The sequence below is a fragment of the Shewanella sp. cp20 genome (assembly GCF_000832025.1).
GTDB lineage: Bacteria > Pseudomonadota > Gammaproteobacteria > Enterobacterales > Shewanellaceae > Shewanella.
Genome location: NZ_JPII01000026.1, coordinates 85,873 through 96,915 on the forward strand (window position 1 = coordinate 85,873; position 11,043 = coordinate 96,915).

Annotated in this window: 8 protein-coding genes and 1 pseudogene; 2 read left to right on the forward strand and 7 right to left on the reverse strand. The window is 57.1% G+C overall.

Annotated features, from left to right (window positions below):
• Position 1 precedes the first annotated feature (1 nt).
• Positions 2-2,479: a putative bifunctional diguanylate cyclase/phosphodiesterase gene (locus DB48_RS09225; RefSeq protein ID WP_041509998.1), complete on the forward strand. Its 2,478-nt coding sequence runs from the start codon at positions 2-4 to the stop codon at positions 2,477-2,479.
• Between the two features lie 418 nt (positions 2,480-2,897).
• On the opposite strand, the pseudogene DB48_RS09230 reads toward DB48_RS09225, so the two are convergent.
• From DB48_RS09230 to DB48_RS09255, 6 genes and pseudogenes are all read right to left on the reverse strand, one after another.
• Positions 2,898-4,217, reverse strand: a pseudogene (locus DB48_RS09230) (alkaline phosphatase); the annotation flags it as partial.
• Positions 4,218-4,229: 12 nt separating this feature from the next.
• Entirely contained in the window at positions 4,230-5,177 is a 948-nt protein-coding gene (gene gshB, locus DB48_RS09235; RefSeq protein ID WP_041510000.1) for a glutathione synthase, read from the reverse strand.
• 39 nt (positions 5,178-5,216) lie between these two features.
• Positions 5,217-5,948, reverse strand: coding sequence for a 16S rRNA (uracil(1498)-N(3))-methyltransferase (rsmE, locus tag DB48_RS09240; RefSeq protein ID WP_041510001.1), 732 nt, complete (start codon positions 5,946-5,948; stop codon positions 5,217-5,219).
• Between the two features lie 3 nt (positions 5,949-5,951).
• Positions 5,952-6,686, reverse strand: a complete 735-nt coding sequence (locus DB48_RS09245; protein ID WP_041510072.1) for an endonuclease — start codon at positions 6,684-6,686, stop codon at positions 5,952-5,954.
• A gap of 231 nt (positions 6,687-6,917) precedes the next feature.
• On the reverse strand, positions 6,918-7,490 hold the full coding sequence (locus DB48_RS09250; RefSeq protein WP_082035615.1) for a SprT family zinc-dependent metalloprotease: 573 nt from the start codon (positions 7,488-7,490) through the stop codon (positions 6,918-6,920).
• A 57-nt stretch (positions 7,491-7,547) separates the two neighbouring features.
• On the reverse strand, positions 7,548-8,696 hold the full coding sequence (locus tag DB48_RS09255; RefSeq protein WP_041510003.1) for a hypothetical protein: 1,149 nt from the start codon (positions 8,694-8,696) through the stop codon (positions 7,548-7,550).
• A gap of 301 nt (positions 8,697-8,997) precedes the next feature.
• Between DB48_RS09255 and blaOXA the strand changes: the two genes are divergently transcribed.
• Positions 8,998-9,975: a class D beta-lactamase gene (blaOXA, locus tag DB48_RS09260; RefSeq protein WP_235375372.1), complete on the forward strand. Its 978-nt coding sequence runs from the start codon at positions 8,998-9,000 to the stop codon at positions 9,973-9,975.
• 74 nt (positions 9,976-10,049) lie between these two features.
• On the opposite strand, the gene DB48_RS09265 is transcribed toward blaOXA, so the two are convergent.
• Positions 10,050-10,961, reverse strand: a complete 912-nt coding sequence (locus DB48_RS09265; RefSeq protein ID WP_041510004.1) for a LysR family transcriptional regulator — start codon at positions 10,959-10,961, stop codon at positions 10,050-10,052.
• Between the last annotated feature and the right edge of the window lie 82 nt (positions 10,962-11,043).

Sequence of the window (11,043 nt, forward strand, 5' to 3'; positions counted from 1 at the left end):
CATGATAGTGAATCACCCCGATCGCTTCTTGAGTATTAAGTGGAAACTACTTATCGCGGTGATTCTTATTTTGACGCTGGTGGGTGGGGTGATCTGTACCTTGGCCTATCAGCAACTACTCAATCAACAGAAGATGCTACTCGAGGCCCAGCGGGATAAGCTGGCCCAATCTCTCTCCTTCTCCATGAACACAGCGGTAGAGCATTCACTGCAGGCGGCGATGCAGCTAGGCTTTGTGGCCAACGCCAAGGGCGATGATGGCGCCGAGGGTTATCAACTGCTGCTGGCGGAGAACTGGCCCGACGTACAGCTCTATTGGGACCTCAAGGGGTTTGGTCTGTATCAGCTCGATGGTGAGCGACTGGCCCATGCGGGCGAGCCCCATTCACAGGACGACCTCAGGTGGCTGTTGCAGAGTGAGGCCTCATTTGAGCTGACATCCAGGGTCGTCTGTGTCGAGGATTGCGTTATCCAGGTGCTGGTACCGACGCTGGTGAACAGCAGGCCCCATCTGTTCTTCTTCGAGTCGGCGCTCACCGAGGTGATCAGCCACTTTCGCACCGATAGGTCGATAGAGTTGGCGGTATTAGGTGCCCAGTCCGGTGATGCCGAGCCTGGCCCGCTGTGGGGGCGTCACCTCTACAGTATCAGCAATCGCCCCAGCAGCTTCGCCCTGCTGCGTCACATGGCCGATAGCTACTCCTGGCAGCAGATCTCTATGGGCGACGGTGTCTATAACTATCAGGATAACCACTGGGCGGTGTGGTCCTTCCCCCTGGATAAGGTGGAAAATGCCCCCGCCATAGTGGTGCTGATGAGCCTGGGGCAGTGGCAACAGATGCTATCGACCTTCCAGCTGGGGATGGTCGTTACCCTGTTGGTGGGGCTGATCCTGGCGGCTGGGCTGGTGATGCTGGTGGCCTGGTCACCTGTGATCAGCCTGGCGCGCCATGCCAACCTCTTGCCGCTGCTGGCCGACCACGACTTTGCCGGCGTGCGTGCCAGTTTACCGAGCAAGCCTTCGCTGTTTCCCGACGAGGTGGATCTGATCCATCTGGCGACGCGTCAGCTGGCCGATAACATGCAGGGCATGGAAAACGAGGTGGATGAGTACACCCATGAGCTGGAGCGCCTGGCCATGCTCGATACCCTCACGGGCCTACCAAACAAGGCGATGCTTCACCATGAGCTGCAGACCGCCATCGCCTGTATCGCCAGTAAGGAAGATTGCGTGGTGCTCATGTTCCTGGATCTCGATGAGTTCAAACGGATCAACGATACCCTGGGCCATATTCAGGGGGATGAGTTACTCAAGATAGTGGCGGCCAGGCTGACAAACAGTGTGCGTGAGATGGATACCGTATTTCGCCAGGGGGGCGATGAATTTCTGATCTTGCTCAGACAGGTACACGACGAGCAGGAGGTCAGCAATGTGATCCACAGGATCTTCTCTGCCCTGCAACACCCAGTGGTGCTAGGCAGCCACAAGTTGATCGTTACCACCAGTATCGGCCTGGCCTACTGTAACTCTTCTCGCCTCAGTGCGGAGGAGCTGATCCAGCACGCGGATCTGGCCATGTATCAGGCCAAGAGCGCCGGGCGCAGTAACTATCGGGTGTTTAGCGAGGAGATGCTGCATCAGGCCAATAACCGCCTCATGATAGAACAGAACATAGGAAGCGCCATCAACGAGGAGCAGTTGGTGCTCTTCCTCCAGCCGATAGTCGAACTCCCGTCTGGGCGTCTACGAGGGTTCGAGGCGCTGATCCGCTGGTTTCATCCCGAACGCGGGCTCATCATGCCGGGGGACTTTATTCCCGATATCGAAAACAGTGAGGCGATCATCGAGGTGGGTAACTATGTGATCCGTAAGGCGTCCGAATTAATTGCCCGGCTGAATTCCGCCGGATGGGACGATCTTTATATCGCGGTTAACCTGTCGGCCAAGCACTTCCTGGCCGCCGACCTGCTTACCGTGGTACGCCAGGAGGTAGAGGCGCAGCAGATCTCGGCGCGCTCACTGGTGTTAGAGGTGACGGAGGAGAGCGTGATCGAGCAGGTGGAGCAGGCGATGGCGGCCATGGCATCGCTCAAGGCGCTGGGGGTAAGGATCGCCATCGACGACTTTGGCACGGGTTACTCCTCGCTGAGCTATCTCAAGCAGTTGCCCTTCGACCTGTTGAAGATAGATCGCTGTTTCACCGCCAACGTGCTCGACGGCGAGGCCGATACTCATATCATCACTACGGTTATCGAGCTGGCCCATAACCTGGGGCGTGAGGTGGTGGCCGAGGGGATAGAGACACAGCAGCAGGCCGAATGTTTGAGTTGTCAGCGCTGTGAACTGGGTCAGGGATATTACTTCTCCCGCCCGCTGGATGTGGCATCTGTGTTTGTGGTGTTGCAGGAGATAGAGGAGACTCGCCTCTGGCCCAGCAGCCAGGCTCCCCAACCTAAGCTGGCCAGGCAGGGGAGCTAGCCTGGCCCCTGAGGTTAATCAGGAGCAGGGGCTAATCAGGAGGCCGGGGCCAATCAGGAGGCCGGGGCCAATCTGGTGGTAGAGACAAGCCTGGAGGATGGCATTAGTCTTGGTTATCTACCTCAGAGACGGGGGCGGCAGACTGACTCTGGGCGCCCTCGCTAAGCAGATCGCTTGCCTGGCGAAATGCCTCCTTGGCATCGGGTTCACTGGCCGTCGATTGTGCCTTTGCCGACAGTTCAGCCGCCTGCGCCGCCACGTCAGCTTGGGCAGCAGTGTTCTGGGTTGCGGTGTCCTGGGCAGTGATTTCAGCCTTGACCTCGGCCTCTAGCGGCGCCGCTGTTTTAGGTGATGCCATTGTTGCAGGCTCTGCTGGCTGAACACTCGCTGGCTTAGCACTAACTGGCTTAGCCTTAGCGGCTTTTGCCTTTGCGGGTTTAGGCAGCAGGCTGATTAGCTTTTGGGCGATATCGATATTGTCCTGGTGGCCGGCGAACAGTGAGGAGGCAGGGCCCGCGGCAAACACCTGCACGTCGACACCCGTGTGGCCTCCCGTGGTCCAGCCGGTATTCGAGCGCTGGTCGATAAGCTTCTTGAGCTGGTTGGTCAACACCTTCTCACCCTGCATCCGGGCGTTATCCAGTGCACTAAATTCTTCATCGCTCGGGGTAAAGCCCAGGGCGCCGCTTACGCCGCTCTGCCATTCATCCTCGGCTAGCGCCTGGCTGGCGATGCGTGCTGGGCTGGCATTAATCTGGCGCAGCACCTGGCTGTCCCAGCGATAGTCGCCATGGGTACCGATAGAGAGGCCGCCGGTGTTATGGTCGGCGGTAACCACCAAGAGGGTATCTTGATGCTGGCGGACGTATTGCTCGACCACCTCGATGGCGCCGGCAAACTCATGCATCTCGGCCATGGCGGTGGCGATATCGTTGTTGTGGCCGGCCCAGTCGATCAGGCTGCCTTCCACCAGAAGCACGAAGCCTTGGTCATTCTGTGACAAGAGATCTAACGCCTTGGCCGTCATGGTGCTCAGGCGTCTGGCCTCTGGCTCATCGATTGCCCAGGGCAGCTGCACGTCGGCGAACAGGCCCATCACCTTAGGCTGGGTCACGCCATCGAGCAGGGCGGTGTCCTTGAGTACCTGGTAACCCTTGGCCTCGAACTGCTCGATCAGCTTGTCGGAGAAGTAGCGTTGACCGCCGCCCAGCATCACGTCGGCATCGGTATTGAGGTAGCTCTCGGCCAGCGCCTCATAGTTGCGGCGACTCTCGTTGTGGCTGAGGAAGGCGGCTGGGGTGGCGTGGTTGATCTGGCTGGTGACTGTGACGCCCGTGCTCATACCGCGTTTTTTCGCCAGCTCAAGCAGGGTCGGCAGCGGGCGCTTATTGGTATCGACCGATACGGCACCATTATAGGTTTTTACCCCAGTCGCCAAGGCGGTTGCGGCGGCGGCCGAGTCGGTGACATAGCCGCTGACAGGCGCCGGATAGGTGCTGGCGTTACCTACCAATAGGCGGTCAAACACCGTCTGTTCTATCTCCTGGGTGCTAGGGTTGTCCTGATAGTAGCGATAGGCGCTGGTGTAGGCAGGGCCCATGCCATCGCCCACCATGATGACGATGTTCTTGGGACGACTCGGCGCCGTCTGCGGGCCGAGCAGGTTTTCGGCCCAGAGGCTGCCCGATACCAGGGCGGCGCTCAGGCAGAGCAGGTTACATAAACGGGTGAACTTCATCTTGGCTCCAGTTTAGCGGGCGACACGCGCCTCGATGGCATCCATCAGCATGCCAGTGATATCCACGTCGAAGGCGGCCTCGATCTCTCTGATACAGGTCGGGCTGGTCACATTGATCTCGGTGAGCTTATCGCCGATCACGTCCAGGCCGACGAAGATCAGGCCACGCTTCTTCAGCTCAGGGCCTATGGCATTGGCGATGGCCCAGTCGCTCTCGGACAGGGGCTGAGCCACGCCGCGACCACCGGCGGCCAGGTTACCTCGGGTCTCGCCCTTCTGTGGGATGCGTGCCAGGCTGTAGGGTACGGGGACGCCATCGACCACCAGAATACGCTTGTCGCCGGCGGTGATATCGGGAATGAAGGCCTGGGCCATGGCATATTGCTGACCATGATTGGTGAGGGTCTCGATGATCACCCCAAGGTTAGGATCTTGCGCCTTGACCCTAAAGATTGAACTGCCGCCCATGCCGTCGAGCGGCTTAAGAATGATATCGCCCTTCTCCTGATAGAAGGCGCGGATGCGCTGGGCATCGCGGGTCACCAGGGTGTCTGGGGTAAACTCGCTGAACCAGGCGGTAAACAGCTTCTCGTTGGCGTCACGCAGGCTCTGGGGCTTGTTGACGATCAGTGTGCCTTGCTCCTCGGCGCGCTCCAGCATATAGGTGGCGTAGACGAACTCGGTATCGAATGGCGGGTCCTTGCGCATCAAAATAACGTCCAGATCCGCCAGCGGCGTATCGACGGCGTCTTCCAATTCATACCAGGAGGTAGGGTCTTGCTTCACCGTCAGGCGACGCATGTTACCCATGGCCACGCCGTTCATCATGGCCAGATCTTGCATCTCCATATAATAGAGCTGATAGCCTCGCGACTGGGCCGCCAACAGCATGGCGAAGCTGGAGTCTTTCTTGATGTTAATGTCGCTGATGGGATCCATCACTATGCCAAGCTTAATCATCTCATCTTTCCTTATATTAATGCGAAGGGAGCCGGGCCTTTAGCCCAGATCGCCGAATTTCAGTTGTAGTGCGCTAATGGCCGTCAGGGCGGCGGTCTCGGTGCGCAGCACGCGCGGGCCGAGCAGCACGTCGGTAAAGGTCTGGGTTTCCGTCATGGCGATCTCTTGGGGCGATAAGCCGCCCTCCGGGCCGATCAACAGACGCACCCTGTCGGTCGCCATCGTCAACCCCTGAATGCCGTGGGCAGCTCTTGGGTGAAGATTAAGCTTTAGCGCCTGGGTTGGCTCGGCGCACCAATCGGCCAAATGCATCGCCGGTCTCACCTGGGGCACAGTGCTGCGACCCGACTGCTCGCAGGCGCTGATCACTATCTTCTGCCACTGCTGTATCTTCTTCTCCAGACGCTCGCCGGTCAGTTTGACGCCGCAACGTTCGGAAAACAGTGGCGTAATAGTATTGACCCCCAGTTCGACCGATTTCTGCAGGGTGAAGTCCATGCGATCGCCGCGGGAGATCACCTGACCCAGGTGCAGGTTAAGCGGCGACTCGTTGTCGTTGGCTTCCTTGGATAGGACCCGCACTTCGACATTTTTCTTGCTGGCGGCGACGATCTCGGTCAGATAGTTGTGGCCGTCGCCATTAAACAGCTCGAGCTGCTCGCCTGCGCCCATGCGCAAGACGCGCCCGACATGGCCGGCAGCCTCTTCATCCAGCATCAACTGCTGTTGAGGGGCATAGTCGCCGGGCTGATAGATCCTTGGAATTCTCATGCATTACTCCGCGATACGCTGGGTTTCGGTCAGTTTTTGGCACTGTGCCTGAACAAAGGGGTTGTGGTTGCCCTGTCTGGCGGCGATGGCCTGGTCTCGTTGGCACTCAATAGTATCAACTGGATAGCTTTTATCCCATGCCTGAAACAGTTTTAGCTGACTTTTGGCGATCTTGAGGCCATAGGCCTGCTGCATGTAGAGATAGGTACGGGCTATCTGACCACGCGTCTGGCTCGGCGGCTCCACCTTTCTGCCCTTGAAGTCGACTACCATGGCGCACTGACCATATTGTTCAGCCTTGGCGTTCCACTGGCTGAAACGGAAGTTGCTGCGATCGCCGTTGACCTCGCCGATGGCGGGTACCAGGTTATGCAGGTCACTCTCCATCTTCTTAAACTGCTTGTCTGTCTTGCCGCAGTTTTTACGGCCGCCTTCTTGCCAGCACTGACGCTGATGGCCAAATTCCCAGGCGGGGACTATGTGTTCCCACTCGATGCGCCTGGCGCGCTTCTCCTGTTTACGCACTTGGTACCCGCAGCGCTCGAAGTCGGGCTGCCATAGCTTGCCCGAGATGCTGATGTCGCAGCCACAGTAGAAGCTCTTGGCCGGAAGCGTGTCGCTGTAAATACTACGTGCGACCTTCTTGGCCTGGTTGAAACTGGTGGGATGGGAGGCGAGGGCGCCTGTCGAGAGGCCGAGCGCAAGCAGCGCCAAGGCGCCACGCAGCAGTGGCCTCAGACCGTATGAGGTTGTTAGCACATTTATTCCCTAAAAAACAAAAAATCCCTTGCCTATCTCTGCCTGGCTCTTGGGTTGGCTGGCATGGTGGCAAGGTGAGTGTTCGGCCCCATGGTGAGGACACCGATAGCTATGTCGATATCTAACCCGAAAGTTAACTCGATATCTAAGCAGATAGTTAAGCCGATTCTACGGGAATCGACTCAGTTCAGGCAAGTTAAGCCGGGTTCATCATGGCGCGTCATGGACTCGGCTCAGGGTCTCTTTGCAGCGCCGACAGCGATACTGGGTCTGCTGGCGCTGTACCTTGTTATGCCTGCGAATGCTCAGCGGTACCACGCCGCAGCGGCAAGCATAATCGAAGGTCTGACCGGCGACAGAAGCGGTATTCAGGCTGTGTGTTGTTCTGGGTGTCAGGCCATAGAGGTTTATCATCAGTGCCTGCCACTCCTTGCCGTGGGGCTTGACCCGGCCATAGAGGCGATAGGCGATCAGGTGGCAGATCTCATGGGGCACCACCTGGTCGACAAACTCCTGCGGATTCTCCTCGAGCAACACTGGATTAAACCTGAGCTTGTTGAGCTGCAGATGGGCGGTACCGGCGCTCTTGCCCCTGAGCTTGAAATTGACCTCGGGGCGGGGGAAGCTGCGTCCAAGCTTCTGCTCGGCAGTCTGATAGCAAGACTCGACGGCGGCGATGATGCGCTGCTGATGGGCATTGAGAGCGGATTTGATGACTCTTGCCTTGGGCGCCTGTGTGTCTTGCGCCTTTGAGCGAAACAGGGGTTGCAGTGGTCGAAACATATTAGGGCTTAGGGTCATTGACGCCCACCGTCTTGGCGGGCGTCTTCAGGGGGAGGATTATAGCCGGGTTGCCGCGGCTTTGACCATCTCCTTGACCTGATCCACTATCGCCATCTCTGTCTCGGCCTCATAGGCGGCTACCCTTGGCGTATGGATATGACCTACCTTGATGCCGCTGTTGAAACGCTGGCCCAGTAATACGGCGCGGTAGGAGATCTCGTTGGAGAGATAACCCCCGCCAGATCCATTGACCGAGGTGGCGTTTTGCAGTTCAGCCAATGAGCTGGCGTCGAACTCGCCCCGTGACAGAGTTGTGACGGTATGGTTGTCGTTGACCTTCCATCTGCCCTTGACCGACTGCATGGCGCCGACCGGTAGCGAGAACTCGACGAACTCAGGCCCATAGAGGGGCTTGCCATCGAACATAGGCGCCTGTGGCGACTGGGCCGTGGCGCCGGTCAGCACATTGAGGTTGTCGGGCGCGGCGGCGCTGCGGTTGCGGCCGGGGAAGCGCTCTAGGTCGAAGTCGTCGCGTCCCATGCTGACGGTGAAGATGGCGTTGACGCTGTTTTCACGATAGACAGGGGTCAGTAAGGATTCGATGATCCCCTGGTCGAAGTCGGCAAAGCGTACCGGAATCATCACAGTCTCTATCTGGGCCTTCTTGCCATCGACGCTAAATTTGTAGCCGTCTAATGCGAGTGCAGTTAATCCCGAGGGATTGCTCTGATCTATGTGACGATCCAGGAAGAAGGGGTCGAAGCCAGTGAGCAGAATACGGATCTGGCTGTCCTCATCGAAGTGGATGTCGCTGAAGCCGCGGGAAGATTTTTCCACCGCCTTGAGTAAGATAGTGCGCTGCCAGTCGGCCATGTTAAAGGCGGGCTTCGACTGCTTGAGCGTCTTCTTCATCGCCAGACGGCTCCAGTAGAGGGATCTGTCATCCTGTCCGCCGGATTGCACGTCTCTGACGGCCTGTTGCCATAGACGCTCGCCTTGGTGGGCCACCATTTGTGTCATGATGAGTTCATCTTTCTGCTGGCGATATTTCTCGTCCAGACTGTCGACCAGGGCTTGATAGCGATTGACGACGTCGGGCATGGCCTGTGTCGCCTTAGGCAGGCGCAGTTCTTCGAGATCCAGACTGGCGAAGGCGCTGGCACTCAGTAAGCTGGTCATCGCCAGGGCTATGGCTGTTTTACGCATGAGATGGTTCCTTTGCAAAAACCTCTTACCCTGACATTCAGCCAGTGGCCGATGTTGGGCAATGATGGCTCAGGGCGGTTATCAATTTGAAATTATTATAGTCAACAACTGAGTATGCACGACATCTGTCTGCAAATAAAGGCTTGAGATGGCTTGATAAAATGCCAGATTCTTGACACAAATCATCATGAGTTTGCCCGCTTGGCGATGAGATGACTTACTAGACTTGAGCCAGGTAATTTGATGGCGCCTGATGGTGAATTTTGGCTATTTGGGCTAACTGTTTTTTGGGGAGGGGTCGATGACAATGCGCATCAATCTAGGTGAACGGCTGGGAGATAGCCTGAGCAGTCGTCTTACTAATGGCTTGAGTAGTGGCTTGAGTAAAATATTGGCTTATCGATTGATTTGCACCTTAAGTTATCTGGGGCTGCTTAGCTTAGGCCTGTTTATCTGGGCGGGTAGTGCGGCCGCGGCGACTCAGGCGGCTTCACTATCTGTGTTCGAAAACAAGGCGGGCGAACATAAGGCTGTCAAACATAACCTGGCCGAGCCGATCGAGCTAGACGGTGAAATACAGGCGGCATTCGAAGCGCTCGGTGCCAGGGGCGTCCTGGTGTTGCTGGATGATAACACGGGCGCCCTAAGCACCAACGATCTCGCCCGCAGCCGCCATGCCTATATACCCGCCTCTACCTTTAAGATCCCCCATAGCCTGTTGCTGCTCGAGGCGGGCATAGTGAAAGACGAGCATAGTCAGTTTGCCTGGGATGGGGTGAAACGCACCTATAATCCCTGGAATCGCGACCACAGCTTTACCGGTGCGATGAAGTATTCCGTGGTGCCCATCTACCAGAAACTCGCATTGCAGCTGGGGGCCGAGCGCATGGCCCAAGGCCTGACACATCTCGGCTATGGCAATGCCAATATCGGCGGCGGACTCGACAGCTTCTGGCTCGACGGTGACTTAGCGATTTCGGCCCTCGAGCAGGTGCACTTCCTGCGGCGCCTGTATCACAATCAACTGCCGGTATCCGAGCGCAGTCAGCGTATCGTCAAGACTATGATGCTTAACCAGGCCAACGGCGAATGGGTGCTCAGAGCCAAGACTGGCTTAGGCGTGCGCCAGGGACAGAAGCTTGGCTGGTGGGTTGGCTGGCTCGAGCGAGAGGAGAACACCTACTTCTTCGCCATGAATATGGATATTGCCACGGATAATGATCTGGCGTTGCGCAAGCGCGTGGTGAAACAGCTGCTCACGGCCAAGGGCTGGATGTAAAGATAGGATGTGATGACTGGATGTAAGGGCGGAAGCTAGGAAACTGTTAAGGCTGCCAGATGTAAGACTACAAGCTATATCATCAAAGATTGCAGCGACTCATGGCTGTTGAAGCGTTTGGTAAAGAAATCCAGGAAGACGCTGATGTTGGTGGCCAGCTGTCGTCGACTGGAATAGACGCCATACACCTTGAAGGGTTCCATGGGCCACTCCTGCAGCAGAGGCACCAGGCTGCCGCCAGCCAGCTCGTTCTTACACACTGAGTTAGAGAGCATGGCGATACCGAAATCATCCAATACCAGCTGTTTGACCATGATGGCGCTGTTCACCCTGACCTTACGCTTAAAGTTGACCATGGTCTTGCGATCGCCCTTACCCAGGGGCCAGATGGGCGCCGAGCGTGAGGTCCCCAGCAGTATGCCGCTGTGCTCCCTGAGATCCTGGGGAGTCGCGGGGGTGCCTTTGGCCTTGAGGTAGCCTGGGCTGGCCACCAGTATGGGTTGGCGCTCAAACAACAGGCGGGCGACCAAGTCGGAGGATTGCAGCGGACCATACTTGATGGCGATATCATAGCCTTCACCCACTAGGCCCACATCGCTATCGGTAAATTGGACGTCGAGATCTACGTTGGGGTAGAGACGCATGAAGCTGCTGCAGAGACTGGCAATAAGCTCCTGACTGAAGGAAACCGGGATGGCGATGCGCAGTGAACCCGATACGTCATTATGCGTATTTTCTATGGTCGCCTTGGCAGCCTCGATTTCATCGCTAATACTACTGCAATGCTGGTAAAAAAGCGCCCCAACCTGAGTCAGGCTAAGATTGCGGGTATCGCGCTGTAACAGGCGCACGCCGAGCTGCTCTTCAAGCTGAGCCACCTTACGACTAATGGTTGATTTTGGCATGCCCGTATTGCGGGCTGCCTGGGAGAAACCCTTGGCGCGAACGACGGCCGCAAAGAGCATCATACCGTTTAAATCTGGCATTATTTATCACTGTCTCAAATATGGAACAAAGCGTCTAAGCCAGTTTAATAGCATTTGACCCTATAACAAAGCTATATTTATG

What these genes read in the sequence shown, in the direction of transcription:
- DB48_RS09225 (WP_041509998.1), top strand. Translation starts at nt 2, where the DNA reads ATGATAGTGAATCACCCCGATCGCTTCTTGAGTATTAAGTGGAAACTA.
- gshB (WP_041510000.1), bottom strand. Translation starts at nt 5,177, where the DNA reads ATGATTAAGCTTGGCATAGTGATGGATCCCATCAGCGACATTAACATC.
- rsmE (WP_041510001.1), bottom strand. Translation starts at nt 5,948, where the DNA reads ATGAGAATTCCAAGGATCTATCAGCCCGGCGACTATGCCCCTCAACAG.
- DB48_RS09250 (WP_082035615.1), bottom strand. Translation starts at nt 7,490, where the DNA reads ATGTTTCGACCACTGCAACCCCTGTTTCGCTCAAAGGCGCAAGACACA.
- DB48_RS09255 (WP_041510003.1), bottom strand. Translation starts at nt 8,696, where the DNA reads ATGCGTAAAACAGCCATAGCCCTGGCGATGACCAGCTTACTGAGTGCC.
- blaOXA (WP_235375372.1), top strand. Translation starts at nt 8,998, where the DNA reads ATGACAATGCGCATCAATCTAGGTGAACGGCTGGGAGATAGCCTGAGC.
- DB48_RS09265 (WP_041510004.1), bottom strand. Translation starts at nt 10,961, where the DNA reads ATGCCAGATTTAAACGGTATGATGCTCTTTGCGGCCGTCGTTCGCGCC.